Source organism: Streptomyces sp. 142MFCol3.1 (assembly GCF_000424945.1).
Classification (GTDB): domain Bacteria; phylum Actinomycetota; class Actinomycetes; order Streptomycetales; family Streptomycetaceae; genus Streptomyces; species Streptomyces siamensis.
In genome coordinates this window covers 35,102-54,834 of record NZ_AUKV01000027.1, presented here as the reverse complement: position 1 = coordinate 54,834, position 19,733 = coordinate 35,102, and the positions used below count along the sequence as shown (strand labels likewise).

Annotated in this window: 19 protein-coding genes; 10 read left to right on the top strand and 9 right to left on the bottom strand. The window is 71.5% G+C overall.

The genetic code is table 11. The annotated features are described in order from the left end of the window. Window positions 1–93: 93 nt before the first annotated feature. Window positions 94–1,077, top strand: coding sequence for an aldo/keto reductase (locus tag H305_RS0132675; protein ID WP_028804157.1), 984 nt, complete (start codon window positions 94–96; stop codon window positions 1,075–1,077). A gap of 78 nt (window positions 1,078–1,155) precedes the next feature. Here the strand turns inward: H305_RS0132675 and H305_RS0132670 are convergent, their stop codons facing one another. Beyond that, on the bottom strand, window positions 1,156–3,543 hold the full coding sequence (locus H305_RS0132670) for an ATP-binding cassette domain-containing protein (RefSeq protein ID WP_028804156.1): 2,388 nt from the start codon (window positions 3,541–3,543) through the stop codon (window positions 1,156–1,158). 526 nt (window positions 3,544–4,069) lie between these two features. Here H305_RS0132670 and H305_RS0132665 point away from each other — a divergent pair. After that, window positions 4,070–4,444 (top strand): helix-turn-helix transcriptional regulator, encoded by a 375-nt coding sequence (locus tag H305_RS0132665; protein ID WP_199791488.1) that lies wholly within the window; start codon window positions 4,070–4,072, stop codon window positions 4,442–4,444. Window positions 4,445–4,454: 10 nt separating this feature from the next. Next, on the top strand, window positions 4,455–4,871 hold the full coding sequence (locus H305_RS0132660) for a VOC family protein (RefSeq protein ID WP_028804154.1): 417 nt from the start codon (window positions 4,455–4,457) through the stop codon (window positions 4,869–4,871). 86 nt (window positions 4,872–4,957) lie between these two features. Here the strand turns inward: H305_RS0132660 and H305_RS0132655 are convergent, their stop codons facing one another. Continuing rightward, window positions 4,958–5,635 (bottom strand): DUF2238 domain-containing protein, encoded by a 678-nt coding sequence (locus H305_RS0132655; protein ID WP_028804153.1) that lies wholly within the window; start codon window positions 5,633–5,635, stop codon window positions 4,958–4,960. 143 nt (window positions 5,636–5,778) lie between these two features. On the opposite strand from H305_RS0132655, the gene H305_RS0132645 reads away from it, so the two are divergent. The 4 genes from H305_RS0132645 (at window position 5,779) to tgmB (ending at window position 9,233) form a co-directional block, all read left to right on the top strand. After that, entirely contained in the window at window positions 5,779–6,486 is a 708-nt protein-coding gene (locus H305_RS0132645; RefSeq protein ID WP_028804152.1) for a TetR/AcrR family transcriptional regulator, read from the top strand. Window positions 6,487–6,566: 80 nt separating this feature from the next. Next, window positions 6,567–7,721 (top strand): FAD-dependent oxidoreductase, encoded by a 1,155-nt coding sequence (locus H305_RS0132640; protein ID WP_028804151.1) that lies wholly within the window; start codon window positions 6,567–6,569, stop codon window positions 7,719–7,721. 351 nt (window positions 7,722–8,072) lie between these two features. Continuing rightward, on the top strand, window positions 8,073–8,264 hold the full coding sequence (gene tgmA, locus H305_RS0132635; protein ID WP_028804150.1) for a putative ATP-grasp-modified RiPP: 192 nt from the start codon (window positions 8,073–8,075) through the stop codon (window positions 8,262–8,264). Window positions 8,265–8,279: 15 nt separating this feature from the next. Next, window positions 8,280–9,233, top strand: coding sequence for an ATP-grasp ribosomal peptide maturase (gene tgmB / locus H305_RS0132630; protein ID WP_028804149.1), 954 nt, complete (start codon window positions 8,280–8,282; stop codon window positions 9,231–9,233). 103 nt (window positions 9,234–9,336) lie between these two features. On the opposite strand, the gene H305_RS0132625 is transcribed toward tgmB, so the two are convergent. Beyond that, a complete protein-coding gene (locus tag H305_RS0132625; protein ID WP_078629368.1) occupies window positions 9,337–10,929 on the bottom strand; it encodes a serine/threonine protein kinase in 1,593 nt (530 codons plus the stop codon). 160 nt (window positions 10,930–11,089) lie between these two features. Beyond that, window positions 11,090–12,301, bottom strand: coding sequence for a 4-hydroxybenzoate 3-monooxygenase (locus H305_RS0132620; protein WP_028804147.1), 1,212 nt, complete (start codon window positions 12,299–12,301; stop codon window positions 11,090–11,092). Window positions 12,302–12,695: 394 nt separating this feature from the next. On the opposite strand from H305_RS0132620, the gene H305_RS0132615 reads away from it, so the two are divergent. Beyond that, the gene (locus H305_RS0132615) at window positions 12,696–14,132 is read left to right on the top strand and encodes a serine hydrolase domain-containing protein (protein WP_028804146.1); all 1,437 of its coding nucleotides are present in this window, start codon (window positions 12,696–12,698) and stop codon (window positions 14,130–14,132) included. Between the two features lie 158 nt (window positions 14,133–14,290). Continuing rightward, a complete protein-coding gene (locus tag H305_RS0132610) occupies window positions 14,291–14,758 on the top strand; it encodes a hypothetical protein (protein ID WP_028804145.1) in 468 nt (155 codons plus the stop codon). 2 nt (window positions 14,759–14,760) lie between these two features. On the opposite strand, the gene H305_RS47695 is transcribed toward H305_RS0132610, so the two are convergent. Then, complete coding sequence (locus H305_RS47695) at window positions 14,761–15,054, bottom strand: hypothetical protein (RefSeq protein WP_051371199.1); 294 nt, start codon at window positions 15,052–15,054, stop codon at window positions 14,761–14,763. Between the two features lie 192 nt (window positions 15,055–15,246). Continuing rightward, window positions 15,247–15,462 (bottom strand): hypothetical protein, encoded by a 216-nt coding sequence (locus tag H305_RS0132600; protein WP_028804144.1) that lies wholly within the window; start codon window positions 15,460–15,462, stop codon window positions 15,247–15,249. A 160-nt stretch (window positions 15,463–15,622) separates the two neighbouring features. Between H305_RS0132600 and H305_RS0132595 the strand changes: the two genes are divergently transcribed. Then, the gene (locus tag H305_RS0132595; protein WP_028804143.1) at window positions 15,623–16,114 is read left to right on the top strand and encodes a VOC family protein; all 492 of its coding nucleotides are present in this window, start codon (window positions 15,623–15,625) and stop codon (window positions 16,112–16,114) included. Between the two features lie 63 nt (window positions 16,115–16,177). On the opposite strand, the gene H305_RS0132590 is transcribed toward H305_RS0132595, so the two are convergent. The 3 genes from H305_RS0132590 to H305_RS0132580 are packed head-to-tail and all read right to left on the bottom strand — an operon-like array spanning window position 16,178 to window position 19,640. Continuing rightward, window positions 16,178–16,528, bottom strand: a complete 351-nt coding sequence (locus H305_RS0132590) for a UBP-type zinc finger domain-containing protein (RefSeq protein WP_028804142.1) — start codon at window positions 16,526–16,528, stop codon at window positions 16,178–16,180. Further along, window positions 16,525–17,967 (bottom strand): ATP-binding protein, encoded by a 1,443-nt coding sequence (locus tag H305_RS0132585; RefSeq protein WP_028804141.1) that lies wholly within the window; start codon window positions 17,965–17,967, stop codon window positions 16,525–16,527. The genes H305_RS0132590 and H305_RS0132585 overlap by 4 nt, the downstream gene beginning before the upstream one ends. Further along, complete coding sequence (locus H305_RS0132580) at window positions 17,964–19,640, bottom strand: FAD-dependent oxidoreductase (protein WP_028804140.1); 1,677 nt, start codon at window positions 19,638–19,640, stop codon at window positions 17,964–17,966. Before H305_RS0132580 ends, H305_RS0132585 begins: the two co-directional genes overlap by 4 nt. Window positions 19,641–19,733: the final 93 nt, after the last annotated feature.

The window sequence follows — 19,733 nt, the reverse complement described above, 5'->3', positions numbered from 1 at the left end:
CGCGGACGCGCAGGCTCCCTCCCGCACCATCGCGCGGACGCGCTGACGGGTGGGTGTTCCGGCGTCCCAGGGGCGAGGTGTCAGACTGGCGGCATGGAAGAGCGCGAATTCGGCAGGTCGGGTCAGCATGCTTCGGTCATCGGCCTCGGCACGTGGCAGCTGGGGGCCGACTGGGGCGAGGTGAGTGAACGGGACGCCCTGGCCGTGCTGGAGACGGCGGCCGAGTCGGGCGTCACCTTCTTCGACACGGCCGACGTGTACGGCGACGGGCGGAGCGAGGAGATCATCGCCACGTTCGTGCAGAGCAGGCCCGACCTCCATGTGGAGATCGCGACGAAGATGGGCCGCCGCGTCGAACAGATCCCGGAGAACTACGTCCTCGACAACTTCCGTGCGTGGAGCGACCGTTCCCGGTGCAACCTGGGCGTCGACCGCCTCGACCTGGTGCAGCTGCACTGCCCGCCGACCCCCGTCTACTCCTCCGACGCGGTGTACGACGCCCTCGACACCCTCGTCGAGGAGGAGCGCGTCGCCGCGTACGGCGTGAGCGTCGAGACGTGCGAGGAGGCGCTGACGGCGATCGCCCGCCCGAACGTGGCGAGCGTCCAGATCATCCTCAACCCGTTCCGCATGAAGCCACTGCGGCAGGTGCTCCCGGCGGCGCGGGAGGCGGGCGTCGGTATCATCGCCCGCGTACCGCTGGCCTCCGGCCTGCTGTCCGGCAAGTACACCAAGGACACGGTGTTCGCCGCGGACGACCACCGGACGTACAACCGTCAGGGTGAGTCCTTCGACCAGGGCGAGACGTTCTCCGGCGTCGACTTCGTGACCGGAGTGGAGGCGGCGGCCGAGTTCTCCGCGCTCGCCCCGGAGGGCTTCACGCCCGCTCAGCTGGCGCTGCGCTGGATCATCCAGCAGCCCGGCGTGACCACCGTGATCCCGGGCGCCCGGTCACCCGAGCAGGCCCGTGCGAACGCGGCCGCCGCCAAGCTCCCGGAGCTGACCGCACAGACGCTGGAGGCGATCGACGACCTCTACGAGCGGCGGATCAAGGACCAGGTGGAGAGCCGCTGGTAGGGGCGCCGCCGACCGGCGATCGGGTGGGACGGGCCGGGCTGCCCGGAACCCGTCCCACCGTGTCCGCCGGCGCCCCGCTCAGCTGCCGACGTAGGCCGCGAGGTGCTCACCGGTGACGGTGGAGCGCGTGGCGACCAGGTCGGCGGGCGTGCCCTCGAAGACGACCTGCCCGCCGTCGTGGCCCGCGCCGGGGCCGAGGTCGATGATCCAGTCGGCATGGGCCATGACCGCCTGGTGGTGCTCGATCACGATGACCGACTTGCCGGAGTCGACGAGCCGGTCGAGCAGACCGAGCAGCTGCTCGACGTCGGCGAGGTGCAGACCGGTGGTCGGCTCGTCGAGAACGTAGACACCGCCCTTGTCCGCCATGTGCGTGGCCAGCTTGAGCCGTTGCCGCTCGCCTCCGGACAGCGTGGTCAGCGGCTGGCCGATGGTGAGGTAGCCGAGCCCGACGTCGACGAGCCGTTCCAGGATGCGGTGCGCGGCCGGAGTGTGGCCCTCACCGCTGCCGAAGAAGTCCTCGGCCTCGGTCACCGACATCGCGAGGACCTCGCTGATGTCGCGGCCACCGAGGTGGTAGTCCAGCACCGAGGCGTCGAACCGCTTGCCCTCGCAGTCCTCGCACGTGGTCGCGACGCCGGCCATCATCGCCAGGTCCGTGTAGATGACGCCCGCGCCGTTGCAGGTCGGGCAGGCGCCCTCGGAGTTGGCGCTGAACAGGGCCGGCTTCACGCCGTTGGCCTTCGCGAACGCCTTGCGGATCGGGTCGAGCAGTCCGGTGTACGTCGCCGGGTTGCTCCGCCGTGAGCCGCGGATCGGGCTCTGGTCGACCGACACCACACCCGCTTCGGCGGGGATCGAACCGTGCACGAGCGAGCTCTTGCCGGATCCGGCGACACCCGTGATGACGGCGAGCACCCCGAGCGGGATGTCGACGTCGACGTCGCGCAGGTTGTTCGTGCTCGCGCCGCGGACGCCCAGCTTGCCGGAGGGCGTCCGCACCGTCTCCTTGAGGGCGGCCCGGTCGTCGAAGTGGCGGCCGGTGATGGTGCCGCCGGTCCGCAGCCCCTCGACGCTGCCCTCGAAGCAGACGCTGCCGCCCGCCGTCCCGGCACCGGGGCCGAGGTCGACGATGTGGTCGGCGATCGCGATGACCTCCGGCTTGTGCTCCACGACGAGCACCGTGTTGCCCTTGTCCCGCAGCCGGAGCAGCAGATCGTTCATCCGCTGGATGTCGTGGGGGTGCAGGCCCGCGGTGGGCTCGTCGAACACGTACGTGACGTCGGTGAGCGAGGAACCGAGGTGGCGGATCATCTTGACGCGCTGGGCCTCACCGCCCGACAGGGTGCCCGCCGGCCGGTCGAGCGAGAGATAGCCGAGCCCGATCTCCACGAACGAGTCGAGGGTCTGCCCGAGCGCGGTGAGCAGCGGCGCCACCGACGGCTCCTGCAGTGCGCGGACCCATTCGGCGAGGTCCCTGATCTCCATCGCGCAGGCGTCGGCGATGCTGATCTTCTTGATCTTCGACGCCCGGGCTCCCTCGCTGAGGCGGGTGCCGTCGCACTCCGGGCAGGTGGTGAAGGTCACCGCCCGGTCCACGAAGGCCCGGATGTGCGGCTGCATCGACTCCTGGTCCTTGGAGAGCATCGACTTCTGGATCCGCGGGATCAGGCCCTCGTAGGTCATGTTGATGCCCGCGATCTTCATCCGGGTGGCCTCGTGGTGGAGGAAGTCGTGCAGCTCCTTCTTGGTGTACTTGCTGATCGGCTTGTCCGGGTCGACGAAGCCCGACTCGCTGTAGAGCCGGTGGTTCCAGCCGCCCGCCGTGTAGCCGGGGATGGTGAGCGCGCCCTCGTTGAGCGACTTGGAGTCGTCGTAGAGCTGGGTCAGATCGAGATCGGTGACCGAACCCCGCCCCTCGCAGCGCGTGCACATGCCGCCGGTGCGGGTGAAGGTCGCCTTCACGGCCTTCTTCGCACCGCGCTCCACGGTGATCGCACCGCTCGCCCGGACCGAGGGGACGTTGAAGGCGTACGCGCTGGGCGGCCCGATGTGCGGCTTCCCGAGCCGGCTGAAGAGGATGCGCAGCATCGCGTTGGCATCGGTGGCGGTGCCGACCGTGGAGCGGGGGTCGCCGCCCATCCGCTGCTGGTCCACGGTGATCGCCGTGGTCAGGCCGTCGAGGACGTCGACCTCGGGCCGTGCCAGGTTCGGCATGAAGCCCTGCACGAAAGCGCTGTAGGTCTCGTTGATCAGCCGCTGCGACTCGGCGGCGATCGTGTTGAACACCAGCGAGCTCTTGCCCGAGCCGGAGACGCCGGTGAACACCGTCAGCCGGCGCTTCGGGATCTCGATGCTGACGTCCTTGAGGTTGTTCTCGCGCGCGCCGTGCACGCGGATCACGTCGTGGCTGTCGGCGGTGTGCTGGGCAGGCGACGGCGTGTCCGTCCTCGTGGCCTTGCTCATGGTGTCTCCATCTGTCGGGCGGAGCCGCCTGCGCGGTCTCCGTCGGCGTCGCCCGGCTCGATCCGACCGTCTTCGGGCAGCACGTCCGGTGGTCCTCCGCCGGCGTGGTCGCGGCGACGTCCCCCTGTCTACCTGATCCGCGCCGTCCGCGGGGGCGCTACGGGGCGGGCCGCGATCGCCGGGCGGCTCGGCCGGCCCGCCGCAGCGCCTGGGGTCACCGGCCGTGTCGCGGACGGCACGGCCGCGGACACCGCACGGCTGCCCGGTCGGCTCCGCGTCGGATCCGGCCGGTCGTCCGGACCCGCAGCAAGACGTCGTCCAGGTGCGCGACGGCCATGGCGATCACGCTATCCGCACCACTGTGACCGGGGCTTCTCCATTCCTGACCGGTTCGGCCGGCTGCTCCCGAAGGCCCGCTCCACGATCCGTACGGCTCCGTCGCCGGCCCCGGGCGCTGTGGCACACTCATCGGGTGAAACGGCAGGATCTCGACGACCTCGTCCGGCTGCGGAGGGCGCGCGACCGGATGGACCGCGACTATGCCGAGCCGCTCGACGTCCCGGCGCTCGCACGCGACGCCCTGATGTCGTCGGGTCACTTCTCCCGAAGCTTCCGCGCCGCCTTCGGTGAGACTCCGTACAGCTACCTGATGACCCGCCGCATCGAGCGGGCCAAGGCACTGCTGCGGCGCGGCGACCTCACGGTGACGGAGGTCTGCTTCGCGGTCGGCTGTACCTCGCTGGGGTCGTTCAGCTCGCGCTTCACCCAGCTGGTCGGCGAGAGCCCGAGCGCCTACCGCGGCCGCAGCCACGATCACGCGGCACCCATCCCGGCGTGCATGGTCAAGATCCACACGAGGCCCGTCAGGAACGGAGAAGCGAGCCCCGCCACCCGGCCGTAGCGTGAGCGCCATGGATATCAGGCTCTCCCAATGCTTCATCGCCGTCGACGACCACGACAAGGCGATCGCCTTCTACCGCGACGTTCTCGGCCTGGAGGTGCGCAACGACGTCGGGTACGAGGGGATGCGCTGGGTGACCGTCGGGGCGCCCGCACAGCCGGACGTGAACATCGTCCTGGAACCGCCCGTCGCCGACCCGAACGCCTCACCGGCCGACAAACAGGCCATGGCCGAGCTGATGGCGAAGGGTCTGCTGCGCGGCGTCATCTTCGCGACGGACGACTGCGACGCCACCTTCGAGCGGATCAGCGCCGCGGGCGGCGAGGTGCTGCAGGAGCCGATGGACCAGTTCTACGGCGTCCGCGACTGCGCGTTCCGCGACCCCGCAGGCAACCTCCTGCGGTTCACCCAGCCCATCGAGAAGTAGGCCGTACCGACGGTCCGCCGTCCGCCCGGTCGCCCTTGCCGTTCCCAGGGCCGTGCGCGGGCGACGGGCCGGCCGCCCGGTCCCCCTCACCGTCCCCGCGGCTTCGCGAGGGCGGTGAGCCGGCGGTCGTGCAGCCCGCTCAGCGCCAGGACCGAGACGGTGGCGCCGATCAGGGCGCAGAACATGTCCCACTGGGTGTCCCACGCATCGCCCTGGGTGGCCAGGAAGCCGTCGGCCGCGTGCCCGCCGATCACGGCCGCCGCCCACTCGAACATCTCGAAGACCGCGCTGAAGGCGAGACAGGCGCACACGGTCAGCGGCGCCAGCCAGCGACTGCCGCGCAGCGGTGACGTCCGGCTGAGCAGCTCCCGCACCAGGACGGCCGGCACGAAGCCCTGCATGAGGTGCCCGAACCGGTCGTACGGGTTGCGGTCGAGGCCGAGCGCGTCCCGGACCCAGTCGCCCAACGGCACCTGCGCGTAGGTGTAGTGGCCTCCCACGGCGAGCACCAGCGCGTGCGCCGCGAGCAGGCAGTACAGCAGGTTCGTCAGCGGGAACCGGCGCCGGGTCAGCACCACCAGCGGCAGCCCGACCAGCACCCACACCGTCTCCAGCAGCCAGGTCGTGCGGTCGTGCGGATGCAGGCCGGACACGGCCAGGCCGGCCACGACGACCGCGACGAGCACGGCGGGGAGCGTGCCGCGCGGCTCGCGTTCGCCGGATTCCGGTCGTCGGGCGGGCAGGGCGAGAAGCGAACCGCGCATGCGTGGGCCCCTTGGGTTCCAGGTGGCCCCATGGTGGTCGAGCGCGGGGGCGGGGTCATGAGTACGGCTACTCAGCGCGTAAGCAGAACGAACATGTTCGCCCCGTACTTGTTCGTGACGAACATGTTCGCTACCTTGGCGGAGTGACAGGACAGAACAGGCCTCGCCCCAGCCGTCGCGAGCGCCCGGCGAAACCGGCTCTCACCCGGGACGGGATCATCGAGACCGCCGTCGCGCTGATGCGGGCCGAAGGCCTCCAGCGCGTCACCATGCGCCGGCTGGCGCAGGAGCTCGACACCGGACCGGCATCGCTCTACGTCTACGTGCGCAACACCGCCGAGCTGCACGCGGCGGTCCTCGACGATCTGCTGGGCGCCGTCGACCTGACCCCCGTGGGCGCGAACGGCGACTGGCGCGACCGGCTCGTGCGCGTACTCACCTCCTACACGAACGTGCTGTTCGAGCACCCGGGCCTGGCCCGCTCGGCGCTGGTGGCCCGCCCGTCCGGTGTGCGCTACCTCGATCTGCTGGACGCTCTGCTCGCCCTGCTGGGCGAGGGCGGAGTTCCCCGCGAGCGGGCCGCGTGGGCGGTCGATCTGCTGCTCCAGTTCGCGACCTCGACAGCGGCCGAGCATGCTGCGGGGGAGAAGGGCCCCGCGGACGCGGAGGGCGAATGGGCGGCGCTGGCCGCGGCGCTGCGGGGCGCCTCGGGGGAGCGTCACCCCCATGTCGCCGCGCTCGGCGCCGAGTTGCTCTCCGGACCCGGCGAGGCCCGCCTGGACTGGGGCTTCCAGGTCCTGATCAACGGCGTCCTGCACACGCCCAGGCCCGGGACGCCGGACACGCCCTGACGGCCCCCGGCCGTCGTCGCCCTTCGTCACGTCTCACCTTCGCCTCGTTGCGACGATCACCCCACACAAGGAGCTTTGTCATGCCCGCACTTCGCCATCACCCCATAGCCGTGATCGGCGCCGGCCTCGGCGGCCTGACGCTCGCCCGCGTCCTGCACCTGCACGGCATCGCCGCCGCCGTCTTCGATCTCGACGCCTCGCCCACCGCCCGCACACAGGGCGGGATGCTGGACATGCACGAGGAATCCGGACAGGCCGCACTGCGGATCGCGGGTCTCCACGAGGAGTTCCTCGCCGCCGTGCACGCCGGCGGCGAGGCGATGCGCATCCTCGACAAGCAGGCCACCGTCCACATGGAGGACGACGGTGCGCAGGGCGAGCGGCCCGAGGTCTCCCGGGGCGTCCTGCGCGACCTTCTGCTCGGCTCCCTGCCGGAAGGCGCGGTGCGCTGGGGCGCCAAGGTCACCGGCGCCCGGACGCTCGACGACGGCCGCCACGAAGTGACGCTCGCCGACGGCGAGTCGTTCACCGCCGACCTGCTGGTCGGCGCGGACGGCGCGTGGTCGAGGGTGCGCCCCTTGCTCTCGGGTGCCGTCCCCGAGTACGCGGGGGTCTCGTTCGTCGAACTGCACCTCCTCGACGCCGACGTCCGGCACCCGGAGAGCGCCGCCGCCGTCGGAGGCGGCATGCTCATCGCGCTCGGCGACGAGAAGGGCTTCCTCGGCCACCGCGATCCCGACGGCTCGCTCCACGTCTACGCCGCCCTGAGGGCACCTGCCGACTGGGCCACCGCCGGTGCCCTCGACTTCGCCGACCCCGCGGCGGCCAGGAAGGGTCTCCTGGAGCACTTCGACGGCTGGGACGACCGCCTGCGGGCATTCATCGAGGACGCGGACGGCGCGCTCGTCCCGCGGCCGATCCACGCGCTGCCCGTCGGCCACCGCTGGGAAAGAGTGCCCGGTGTCACCCTGCTCGGCGACGCCGCGCACCTGATGTCCCCGTTCGCGGGCGAGGGCGCCAACCTCGCCATGCTCGACGGCGCCGAACTCGCCCGCGCCCTCGCCGCCCACCCCGGCGACGTCGAGAAGGCGCTGACCGCGTACGAGGCGGAACTCTTCCCGCGCTCCGAGTCCGCGGCCCGCGAGTCCGCGGCGAACCTCGCGCTCTGCTTCGGCCCGGACAACCCGCACGCCCTCGTCGCCCGGATGAACTCGTACCGGCACGAGTCAGTGTGACGGTGCGCCAACTCCCGCTCACACAGCGGGACATGCCGGTGCGCGGCTGATTTTCCGGACTGAAGAAAAGTTCCCCGAAACGGGAACTGTTCTGGGAGGGCGCTGCGTTCATGTCACTGAGGATGAAGCTTTGGCCGAAGGTTTGGGTGTGGGAAGCGCACGCGCAGACCGGATCCGGGCGGACCTCCGAGTGACAAGCAAGCGGCAAACCCAGCAAAACGGAAACGAGCAAGCCGGAATCGACGCGATGTGATGGCCTTCACCCCGATGTGGCAGAAAGTGATGAATTCCTTACGGTCATGACACGTACGGGTGGGCGTCGAGCATTGTGAAACGGCGGGAGGATCTTTCGTGCGACCGTTCACCCTCAACTACGCCTTGCCCACAGGACAGTCGGCCGCAGTGCCCCCCTACCACTTCGACGTGTCCCTGCAGTTGAACGTCCTGCCCGACGGCCGCCCCGCCGTCAGCGACCGCGCGCTCCTCATGGCCACCGGAACCACCACGTCCACGGCCGGTTCACAGACTCATTTCGACGACTGACGGCCGCCCGCGAGCATGACGGTCCTCATTCTCACGGCAGAGCAGGACGTCACCGCCGACATGGTGGTGGCCAGACTGCACGAACGGGGCGTACCGATGGTGCGCCTCGACCCCGCCGACGTGCCCGGCAAGGCGGTGCTGTCGGCCGACTACGCCCACGGCGACTTCGACGGTTATCTGTCGGTCAACGGCCACGTGCTCAGCATGGGCGGCCTGCGGTCGGTGTGGGTGCGCAGGCCGGGTGAGCCGGCGGCGCACGCGCCCGAACCCTCGGCGTGGCTCACCGCGGAGACGCGGCAGGCGCTGTTCGGCATGCTCTACTCCGCCTCGACCCGGTGGATGAACCACCCGCGCCGGGCCGAGCAGGCCCGGCACAAGCCCTGGCAGCTCAGGGTCGCCCACAGCAGTGGCTTCGCGGTGCCGGCCACCATCATCACGACGGCACCGAAGGTGGCGAAGCAGTTCGTCGAGCAGTACCGGGACGTGGTGGTGAAGTCCGCCTCGGGCCCGCCTCCCGGCGAGCCGCCGGTGGCGCTGCCGACCACCCTCGTCGGACCCGGCGCGGACTTCACCGGAGTCGCGGCGGGACCGGCGTTGTTGCAGCAGTACATCCCCAAGCGGGCCGACATCCGGCTGACCGGGGTGGGCACCCGGCTGTTCGCCGCCCGCAAGGCGGCGGTGCCGGGACAGGTCGACGGGCGGTTCGGCGAGACCGGACACACCTGGGAGACCACTGCGGTACCCGAGCGCATCGCCCGGTCGGTCCACGACTACCTGGCCTTCACCGGACTCGCCTACGCCGCCTTCGACTTCGCCGAGGACGAGGACGGCGTCTGGTGGTTCCTGGAGTGCAACCAGGGCGGTCAGTTCGGCTTCGTCGAGCTGGAGAGCGGTCAGCCCATCGCGGAGGAGGTCGCGCTGTGGCTGTCGCAGCGACGACCCGATCCGCGTACGTCCAAGGCGCGTTGAGCCACCTCGGACGTGGGCCCCGGCCGGGACTTCTCGGACAGGGGCCACGTCCGAGGAGCACCGGCCGGGGCCCACGTGCCGGGAGTGTGCCGCAGGACCCGGGTCACGGTGAAGCCGGCCGGAAGGACTGGAGGAAGACCTCCAGCGCCCGCCGGTTGGCTTTGCTCTCCCAGTCGTCCGCGGGGGTCGTCCACCTCAGGGAGAAGCCCGTGCGCCCGCCGAGGAGGAAGCCCCGGCCGAACGTGCGCTCGCGGACCCCTTCGGACTCCGAGAACCACTCCATGTCGGCGCCTCTTCGGCCGCGGTAGTCCACGGCCCGGATGTCACCCACGCGGGCGTAGCCGCTGGAGTCGCCGCGCAGCGACGGCTCCAGTGCGCTCCACACCGCGACGGGATCGGGACCCAGGCGGGTGCTGTAGGTGACGGCCAGGGTGCGCGGATCCCCGCTCGCACCGAAGGTGACCCGGTAGGACCCGTCGCTGGACTTCTCGGTGCCGCGCGGCTTCCAGCCCTCGGGCAGATCGACGGCGAACCCCTGGGGCGCCCGGTAGGTGGCGAAGCCGGCCGGTTTCTTCCCGTCGGCCGTGGCGGACGAGGACGGCGAGGCCGGCCGGGCGGGGAGCGAGGAGCGTCCCGTGGGTGTCCCCGACGGGTCGCCGGGCGTGGACCGGGAGGTGCCGGCACCGGACGCCGACGTGCCGCCGCCGGGCAGACCGCCCGCCGCGGTCAGCGCGGCGAAGCAGGCGACGGTCACGGCGAGCGCCCCGCCCAGCAGGACCGGCCGGCTCACCCACCGACCGCGTACGGTCCACCCCGTACCGCCGCGGGGCGGGCCCGGTGGGTGGAACACGGCCGGCGGGGCCGAATGTGCCGCCGCCGCGTCGCCCTCGTCCTTGAGGACGCGGGTCAGGGACGCGCGTACGACCGGCTCGGGAACTCGTTCCAGCGGATCCCTGCGCAGCAGCCCCTGGATGGCAGGTCCGAGCGGGCCGGCATTGAGCGGGGCCCTGATCGGGAGCCGGTCCACCGCACGGAGCGTGGCGTCGAGCCGTCCGCGGTCCCGGATCGCGGGCCGCCCCTCGACCAGGGCGTACATGATCGCGCCCAGGGCCCACAGGTCCGCGGCCGGCCCGGTGCCCTCACCGCGGGCCTGCTCCGGAGAGGCGTACGACGGTGCCGTGACACGCGGCGAGCCGGTGGCGCCCATCAGCCCGAACCCGCTGAGCGTGACGGTGCCGCGCTCGTGCAGGCACACCTGCCCGGGGCTGAGATCCCCGTGTGTCACGCCCTCCCGGTGGGCGGCCGTGAGGACGTCGAGCAGGCCCAGTCCGATGCGGGCCGCCCGGACGTAGTTCACGGGCCCGTGGCCGAGCAGCGCGGACAGCACGGTGCCCTCGGTGCGCTCGGTGACCGTCCACACGCAGTCGTCCTCCTCGAACACGTCGAGGACCGTGGCGACCCGGCCCGGACAGACCATCGCCAGCTGTTCGGACTCGCGCAGGATGCGACGGGCGGTGAGGTGCTCCGCCTCCTCGCGCCGGTGTTCCGGCAGCCGTGACCGGGTCAGGGTGACCGGCCTTCGGAACTCGACGTCCTGGCCGTGCCAGCCGACGCGGCCCTCCTCCTCGTGGGCGACTTCGATCAGCCTGTACCGTCCGGCCACCAAGTCGCCCGTGGAGTCCTGTACCTCGACCATCGTCATCCCTCGCTGCACACCGGGCTGTCGCTTTCCCGGAAGTACGGCGGGTGTGACATGGAGTGTTCAACGGTCAGCGGCTTCGGAGCCCGGATTTCTCGCGCGGACCGCTGCCGCCGTCCGTGCGTGCGAAGAGTTCAGGCCACGGCCGCACGGTGGTTCACCGTCCCACGCCCTTGCCGATGTAGGAGTTCGCGAAGGCGGTCGCGGCGGCGGGCGAGCCCAGGATCCGCTTCAGCCGCGCGCCCGCGGATCCGGCCCGGTAGGGGTCGCCGGACGACGGCCCGTGGAGCAACTCCGCGAACCACTGCGAGAATTCCTGGTACTCCCAGACCCTTCGCAGGCTCGCACCCGAGTACGCGCTCAGCCCGCTGTCGTCGCCCGCCGTGAAGTGGGCGACGAACGCGTCCGCCAGGAGCAGGGCGTCGTGCAGAGCCAGGTTCATGCCCTTCGCGGCGATCGGCGCCACCAGGTGCGCGGCGTCGCCCGCCAGGAACAGTCGGCCGTACGTCATGGGTTCCACGACATAGCCGTGCATGTCCAGCACCCGCTTCTCGATGAGCCGGCCCTCGGCGAGCGCCGGCGCACCCGCCACCGACAGCCGGGTCCTGAGCTCCGACCACACCCGTGCGTGCGGCCAGTTCTCCGGATCCTCGCCGGGCCGGACCTCCAGGTAGTAGCGGGTCACCTCGGGGCTGCGGGCCATGTGGGCGGCGAAGCCGTTCGGATGGATGCCGAAGACGACACAGTCGCAGGACGGCGGCGCCTCGGCGAGCAGCGCCAGCCACCCGACGCCGTACTCGTACCGGGCGAGCGATCCGTGCTCCTGCGGCACACTGGCCCGGGTCACCCCGCGTGCGCCGTCGCAGCCGGCGACGAACTCGCAGTCGACGCGCCGGCGTTCGCCCGTCTCCGGGTCCGTGTAGAGCACCGAGGGCCGGTCGCCGTCGAGGCCGTGCAGGGCCACGTCCCGCACGCCGAAGCGGATGTCGCCGCCCCGCACGTCGGCGTACTCACGCACCAGGTCGGTCACCAGCAGGGGCTGCGGGTACACGAAGTGGCGGTCGCCGGTCAGCTCGGCGTACCGGAATCGGTGACGCTCGCCGTCGACGCGGAACTCGCACTCGCCGTGGGCCTGCGCCCGCCGCGCGAGGTGTTCGGCGAGCCCTCTCTCCTGGAGGGCGCGGACCGCCCACTCCTCGATGAAGCCGGCCCGGGGCCGCTGTTCGACGAAGTCACGGCTCTCGGTCTCCAGGACCACGCAGTCCACCGAGGCGGCGCGCAGGATGTTGCCGAGGGCGAGGCCGGCCGGTCCCGCGCCGACGATGACGACGGGGACGCGCTGTACGGATGTGGGGGAGGGGGGAATCACCCCAGCATTATGACGGTGGCCTGTCAAGCACTGTCATCCCCCTGGGCGATGGACCGAGTTGACATGACCACGCGTCCGGCCTCGCCCCCCTGCCGGTGCGGGAATCGTAGGCGGGGCCCGTGGTGCGGGCGCCGGGATCCTCCGCGACGCTCGTGGTGCCGGGGCGGGATCCTCCGCGACGCTCGTGGTGCCGGGGCGGGATCCTCCGCGACGCTCGTGGTGCCGGGGCGGGATTTTCCGCGACGCTCGTGGTGCCGGGGGCGGGATCCTCGCCTGCCATGGACAGGTGCGAGTCCGCCCCGGAAAGATGTGACATGCACGCGGTACTGCTTCATGATGTCGCGGTTCCCGCCCCCGGACCCAGCCCACCCTCCCGAGACCGGAGGCCGCCCGTATGAGCGCCCGTCCACTGCCTGTCAGCACGCCCGCCGAACAGGGAGTCGACCCGGCGGGCATCCACGCGTTCCTCGATGCCGTCGAGGCCGCCCCGGACATCGAGCCGCACGGCCTGATGATCCTGCGCCACGGTCACGTCGTGGCCTCCGGCTGGTGGGCGCCGTTCACGCCCGACCGCCTCCACCTGCTCTACTCGGTCAGCAAGAGCTTCACGTCCACCGCCGCGGGATTCGCCGTCGCCGAAGGGCTGTTGAACCTCGACGACCCGGTCGTCTCGTATTTCCCCGAGTTCGAGGCGGACATCACCGACCCGCGCAGCCGGGCCATGCTGGTGCGCCATGTCGCGGCCATGGCCAGCGGCCATCTGGCCGAGACCCACGACGAGGCGGTGCGGAACGACCGACAGGAGATCGTCCGCGGCTTCCTGCGCATCCCGCCGGACCGCGACCCCGGCACCGTCTTCGCGTACAACCAGCCCGCCACCTACACGCTCGCCGCGATCGTGCAGCGGGTGAGCGGCCGGACGCTGACCGAATACCTGAGGCCCCGGCTGTTCGACCCGCTCGGCATCGGCGAGGTCGCCTGGCAGCAGCACCCCGAGGGCCGTGACCTAGGCTTCAGTGGCCTGCACGCCACGACCGACGCGATCGCCCGGCTCGGCCAGCTGTACCTGCAGGACGGCGTCTGGGAGGGACGGCGGCTGCTCCCGGCCTCCTGGATCACCGAGGCCACCCGCGCGCATGTCTCGAACGCGGAGGGTACGGCCGAGGGGGCGCAGTCCGACTGGCAGCAGGGGTACGGGTTCCAGTTCTGGCGGTCCCGGCACGGCTACCGCGGGGACGGGGCGTTCGGACAGTTCTGTGTCGTCCTGCCGGAGCACGACGTGGTGATCGCGACGACCGCGGCGACCGAGCAGATGCAGGACCTGCTCAACCTGATGTGGCGGCACCTGCTGCCCGCGTTCGGCCCCGCGCCCCTTCCGGGCGGGGCGGACGACGGGCTGGCGCGACGCCTCGCGCGGCTCGCCCTGCCGCCGGTGAAGGCGCATCCCGAGCCCCCGGAGCGGGATGCCTGGGCGGGGACGGTGTTCGCACCGGCGGGTGGCACCTGCGCGGCCCAGCGGAGCCTGACCGCCGTCGCCGTCGGGCGTGAGGGGGCCGACTGGAGCCTCACGCTGTCCGAGGGGGACAAACCGCTCGGGCTGCGGCTCGGTGTCGACGGCTGGCGGGTCGAGCCCGGCCGGGTTCCCACCGCGGTGAGCGGGGGATGGGCCGACCGGAACACCCTCGTGGCCGACGTGCTGTTCCTGGAGACCCCGCACCGTCTGACGTTGACCTGTTCGCTTCCCGAACGGACCTTCACCGTGCGGTGGCACACCACCCCGCTGGGCGGCGGCCGGCTGCGGTCGCTGCGTGCCCCCGTGACCGCACCCTGACGGCCCGGTGGAAACGCCAGGTCGCGCCACCCCTTCCGCCAGGTAGAAATATCTACCAACATGCATATGCCGAGGGCCTGATGGGCGACCGCGGGGCCTCCAGGTCATATCGGTCCGCCGCGCTCTGCGAGAGCGGCGGCACGTCCCGGGGGTGGTCCATGACGAACGCGATGTGGATGCAGAGTGTGGAGTGGCTCGCCGCGGCGGCCACGGATCCCCGGTCCTGCAAGCGAGAGTGGGACCAGGGCAACGGCGGTGTACTGCTGGAGGCCGGGCGCTTCTGGGACGTGGTCAGCGTGCCGGAACCACTCGGGCTGCTCGCCCTGGACATCCTGTGGTGCGAACCGTTACGGGTCCCGGGGCCCACCCTGGTGGACTCCGCGGCCCGCCGGGTCGGCTTCTTCCTGCCGCCCGACCCGGCCAGCCACTGGGTGGGGGACGGGCTGCGCCACCTCGGCCGCGGCTCGTGGATCGCCGTGCCACCGCCCTACAGGTCCGCGGGCCCGCTGGAGTGGATCATCCCCCCGGAGGGGACCGGCGCGCTGCACCTCGCCGTCCCCCTGGAGCTGGCGCTGCGTCAGGCCAACGGAACCCTCGCCGTACTGGCGCCCCTCGGCCAGGACTAGGGTCACCAGCCGGGCAGACCCCGGGGAACGGGCACGGCGGGCACGGTGCGCACGGCGGCCACCGCGGCCACGGACTCCGCCTCGTCCTTCTCCGGGACGGGTGCGGCGAAGGAGGCCCACACCACCTGACGGATCGCACGCCGCTCCGGAACCCCCCGGCCCTCGGCCCGCCATTCCGCGACGAGCTGGGCGTAGATCGGCGGATGGCCGCGCTGGTCGTCGATCGCTTCGGCGTACGGGCGGGCCGTGCGGCCACCGGTCGGGACGGGCCGCAGGGCTGTGTGAGTGCTCTCCATGTGGGGGCAACGCGCGTGTACACGCCGGTGGTACGCGACGGTGGCACCGCCCACCGGGTCGGGTGAGCGTGCCCCCCGTTCGGAGCAACGCGACCACCCTGTCGGCCGCACCCGTGCTACAGCGACACGCCGGTCCCGGCGGTGCGCGGCCGGTCGTGGCGCGCTTCCCCGCCGCCTCGCGGTGCCGAGTCGCTACGCGGCTCCGTAGTAGTGGGCCTGGCCCCCGCGCCACTGCACCCACGACGGGTCGTCGAGGACGTCCTCCGCGTCGGGCAGGCCGGCCCTGCCGAGCAGTTCCATGAGGTCCTCGTCCGAGAAGGCCACGCCCAGATTCTCGCCCCGCGCGGTCACCTGGCGGCCGCTGGTACCCAAGGCCGGGTGCACGATCAAAGGAGCCCGTCCGGACATGTTTCCAGGATCGTCCCGTGCGCCGCGACCCGCATCCGGACGGAGTCGTCAGCACGCCCCGCGGCGCGTTCTTGACGGGGAGGGACGGAGGTCTAGAGTAGGCGCAAAGTGGTTGAATTCCCCAACAAGTGGTGGTCACTTCCGGTGTGAGGAGCTTCCGATGGGTGCGGTGGACCTGGCAGCGATCGAGGCGGAACGCCGACGGATCATGGACGCGCATCTCAAGGAGGACAGGCCCGCCAGCTCGGCCCGGGGCGTGCACCACGTCGCCCTGCTCTCCTCGGACGTCGAGCGGACGGTCCGGTTCTACCAGGGCGTTCTCGGCTTCCCCCTCACGGAGATGATCGAGAACCGCGACTACAAGGGCTCCACGCACTTCTTCTTCGACCTCGGCCACGGCAATCTGCTGGCCTTCTTCGACTTCCCCGGTTTCGATCTCGGCCCGTACCAGGAGGTGCTCGGCGGACTCCACCACCTGGCGATCTCGGTCGATCCCACCACCTGGGGACAGCTGCGCGAGCGGCTGGACGCCGCCGGGGTCGAGTACGCCGAGGAGAGCAGCACCTCGATCTACTTCCGTGACCCCGACGGCGCCCGCGTCGAACTGCTCGCCGAACCGCTCGGCGAGATGTACGGCGCCTCGGTCCTCTGAGGCGCGCCGCGTTCCGGCGTGCCGCGTGCCCCGGCCGGCCGGGGCACGCGGCACACCACCGACTCAGCGCAGCGTCTCGGCCCAGTTCGCCGGAACGCGTCCGGCAGGTCCGGGCGTCGGCTGGTCGGCCGGGTGGCACCCCGGGGGCGCGAGGTCGGGCCCCGAGTCGAACAGCTCCGACGTGTCGTAGTTCCAGAACCAGGCCTCACCCGGCTCGAAACTGCGGATGACGGGGTGCCCGGTGCTCTGTGCGTGCGCGGTGGCGTGCTTGGACGGTGAGTCGTCGCAGCAGCCGATGTGGCCGCACTGGGCACAGCGCCGCAGATGGAACCACCATCCGCCCACGGCGTCGCAGTCGCCGCAGCCGGTGCCGCTCGGCGGGACGGACGGGTCGATTCCGCTCGGCGTGGTCATGATGTCTCCTGTGGGGTGTCCGGTGCCGTCAGCGGCAGTCGTACCTGGAAGCGCGTGTCGCCGGGCACGGACTGCACCTGAAGGCTCCCGTGGTGCTTGTTCACGACGATCCGCCACGAGATGTCCAGGCCGAGCCCGGTGCCCTCACCCACCGGCTTGGTGGTGAAGAACGGGTCGAAGATGCGGTCACGGATCTCCGCCGGCACCCCTGGCCCGGTGTCGCCGAACTCGACGAGCAACTGGTCCGCGTCGTGCGCGGTGCGCACCGTCAGCGTGCCCTCACCGTCCATCGCCGAGACCGCGTTGTCGATGAGGTTGGTCCACACCTGGTTCAACTCGCCGGGATAGGAGGGGATCCTGGGCGCGCCGCGGTCGTACTCCTTGACGACCTTGATGCCGGAACCCATCTTCCCGGACAGCATCATCAGCGTGCTGTCGAGGAGTTCGTGCACATCGGCCACCTGGTAGGGCGCCCGGTCGAGCTGCGAGTACTGCTTGGCCGCGTCGACGAGATGGGAGATGCGTGTGGTGGAGTCCGCGATCTCGTTCATCAACAGTTCTGTCTCGACGGTGTAGTTGAGCCATCCGATGGCGCCGGGAAGGATCTCCTCGTCGACGGCCGCGGCGACCTGCTCCAGCCAGTCGACGTCGAGGCCGCCCTGCACGAACGTCGGGGCTATCTGCCAGCCGCCCGTGAGGCCGTGGTCGTCGAGCCAGTCGGTGAGCGCGTCCTCCCGGTCGGAGGCCTCCAGCGGGCTCAGGGACGGCGCCTTGGCGACCCGCTCGGCCGTCCGCTCCTGGATCTCGACGAGGGTCTTGAGCGCGTCGCGCTGGTAGGGCCCGGCGGCGATGACACCGAGCTTGTGCCGCATGTGCCCGACCCGGTCCCGCAGCGTCGAGGTGGCCCGCACGGCCGCCGCGGCAGGGTTGTTGAGCTCGTGCGTGAGCCCGGCGGACAGTGAGCCGAGCGCCAGCAGCCGCTCACGCTGGTTGATGGTCCGCTGGGTGTTCTGCGTGCCGAAGAACATCCCCTCCAGCAGATGGACGGCCATCGGGAACCAGTCCCGCAGGACCGCGGCGAAGGTCTCCGCGGGCAGCACGAAGAACCGCGAGGGCTCCGTGACACGGACGGAGCCCTTGTACCGGGCCTGTTCCCCGCCGGTCAGATAGGCCTGCATGGCCCCCGAGTACGCCCCGCGCTGGGAACTGCGGTTGATCTCCACGTCGTCGCCGCCGACCCGGCGCGACATCACCAGGGTGCCTTCCAGGAGCACGAAGAAGCAGGTGGCGGGTTCGCCCTCGCGGTAGACGTAGCCGGGCTCGAACTCCTCGACCCGGCCCTCCCGGCACAGCCGGTCCAACTGCTCCGGGCTCAGCTTCTCGAACAGGAAGAGCGTGCCCAGTTCCGCCGCGTCGCACGGCAGCGGCCGCCCGCTCACGACTGCTCCAGATAACGGTGGACGAGCATGACGGCCATGGCTCCCTCTCCGACGGCGGACGCGACCCGCTTCGCGGACTCGGCGCGGGCGTCTCCCGCGACGAACACGCCCGGCACATTGGTCTCCAGGTGGTACGGCGGCCGGTCCAGCTCCCAGCCCCGCGGCGGCTGCCCGTCGGGCGTCATGTCCGGGCCGGCCATGATGAAGCCGCGACTGTCCCTGAGCACGGTCCCCTCCAGCCAGTCGGTGAGCGGGGCCGCGCCGATGAACACGAACATCCACTGGGCGTCGACGAGTTCGGTGTGCCCGCTCGTCACGTCGCGCAGTGTGAGCTGCTCCAGGTGGTCCGAGCCGTGCGCCGCCTCGACGACCGTGCCGGTGCGCACGCTGATGTTGGGCGCCTCGTCGATCTGCTGGATCAGGTAGTGCGACATGGACGCGGACAGGGAGTCGCCGCGCACGAGGATCGTCACGGACTTCGCACCCCGCGCCAGATACATCGCGGCCTGCCCGGCCGAGTTCGCGCCGCCCACGATGTACACGTCGTGGCCCTGGCAGGCGGCCGCCTCGGTCAGCGCCGAACCGTAGAAGACACCGCAGCCCGTCAGCTCGTCGAGGCCGGGCGCCTCCAGCTGCCGGTAGGACACGCCGGTGGCGAGGATCACCGAGTGCGCGGAGATCGCGGAGCCGTCCGAGAACCGGATGGTGCGCGACGCTCCGGTGACCTCCAGGGCGGTCACCTCGCGCGCGGTGAGGATCTCCGCGCCGAACTTCGCCGCCTGTCGCCGCGCCCGGTCGGTGAGCTGTGCGCCGGACACGCCGTCGGGGAAGCCGAGATAGTTCTCGATCCGGGAGCTCTGCCCCGCCTGACCGCCGGTCGCCGAGCGCTCCACGAGGACCGTCCGCAGTCCCTCGGACGCGCCGTACACGGCGGCGCCGAGCCCGGCCGGGCCGCCGCCGATGACGACGAGGTCGTAGAACTCCGCGGTCGGTGTCGTGGCCAGGCCGACCTGGGCCGCGAGATCCGGGTCCGCGGGCTCCACCAGCGGCGTGCCGTCCGGTGTGATCACCAGCGGCAGACGGTCCCCGTCCTGCCCGGCCGCGCTCAGCAGCCGCTGCCCTTCCGGCGTGTCGGACGAGTACCAGCGGTACGGCACCTGGTTGCGGGCGAGGAACTCACGGACCCCGGAGGTGCGCGCCGACCACCGGTGTCCGACCACCTTGCAGGTCGGCACCGGGCGGTAGTCACTGGCCCGCCAGGCGTCGAGCAGGTCGTCGAGGACCGGGTAGAGCTTCTCCTCCGGCGGGTCCCAGGGCTTGAGCAGATAGTGGTCCAGGTCGATCACGTTGATCGCGTCGATCGCCGCGTTCGTGTCGGCGTACGCGGTCAGCAGCACCCGGCGTGCGCCGGGATACACGTCGAGCGCCTGTTCCAGGAACTCGATCCCGTTCATCTGCGGCATCCGGTAGTCGGCGAGGATCACCGCCACCTGGTCGCCGCGCAGCTTGAGCTCCCGCAGCGCGTCGAGGCCGGCGTCCCCGGACTCGGCGCGCACGATACGGTGCGTCTCGCCGTAGCGGCGCCGCAGGTCGCGGGCGACGGCGCGCGACACCCCGGGATCGTCATCCACGGTCATAATGACGGTCCGCGCTGGACTGGCGGCCTGTGCCATGCGTCTCCCACCCCGAGCAGGTTTCATGTCTCCGGCCGCGCGGACGCCCCAGGGGGTGCCGGTGGCCGATACACGCCCAATCGTATGTACGAT

Coding starts and splice junctions, on each gene's coding strand:
- H305_RS0132675 (WP_028804157.1), top strand. CDS start 94: ATGGAAGAGCGCGAATTCGGCAGGTCGGGTCAGCATGCTTCGGTCATC.
- H305_RS0132670 (WP_028804156.1), bottom strand. CDS start 3,543: ATGAGCAAGGCCACGAGGACGGACACGCCGTCGCCTGCCCAGCACACC.
- H305_RS0132665 (WP_199791488.1), top strand. CDS start 4,070: ATGGACCGCGACTATGCCGAGCCGCTCGACGTCCCGGCGCTCGCACGC.
- H305_RS0132660 (WP_028804154.1), top strand. CDS start 4,455: ATGGATATCAGGCTCTCCCAATGCTTCATCGCCGTCGACGACCACGAC.
- H305_RS0132655 (WP_028804153.1), bottom strand. CDS start 5,635: ATGCGCGGTTCGCTTCTCGCCCTGCCCGCCCGACGACCGGAATCCGGC.
- H305_RS0132640 (WP_028804151.1), top strand. CDS start 6,567: ATGCCCGCACTTCGCCATCACCCCATAGCCGTGATCGGCGCCGGCCTC.
- tgmB (WP_028804149.1), top strand. CDS start 8,280: ATGACGGTCCTCATTCTCACGGCAGAGCAGGACGTCACCGCCGACATG.
- H305_RS0132625 (WP_078629368.1), bottom strand. CDS start 10,929: ATGGTCGAGGTACAGGACTCCACGGGCGACTTGGTGGCCGGACGGTAC.
- H305_RS0132615 (WP_028804146.1), top strand. CDS start 12,696: ATGAGCGCCCGTCCACTGCCTGTCAGCACGCCCGCCGAACAGGGAGTC.
- H305_RS0132610 (WP_028804145.1), top strand. CDS start 14,291: ATGACGAACGCGATGTGGATGCAGAGTGTGGAGTGGCTCGCCGCGGCG.
- H305_RS47695 (WP_051371199.1), bottom strand. CDS start 15,054: ATGGAGAGCACTCACACAGCCCTGCGGCCCGTCCCGACCGGTGGCCGC.
- H305_RS0132600 (WP_028804144.1), bottom strand. CDS start 15,462: ATGTCCGGACGGGCTCCTTTGATCGTGCACCCGGCCTTGGGTACCAGC.
- H305_RS0132595 (WP_028804143.1), top strand. CDS start 15,623: ATGGGTGCGGTGGACCTGGCAGCGATCGAGGCGGAACGCCGACGGATC.
- H305_RS0132590 (WP_028804142.1), bottom strand. CDS start 16,528: ATGACCACGCCGAGCGGAATCGACCCGTCCGTCCCGCCGAGCGGCACC.
- H305_RS0132580 (WP_028804140.1), bottom strand. CDS start 19,640: ATGGCACAGGCCGCCAGTCCAGCGCGGACCGTCATTATGACCGTGGAT.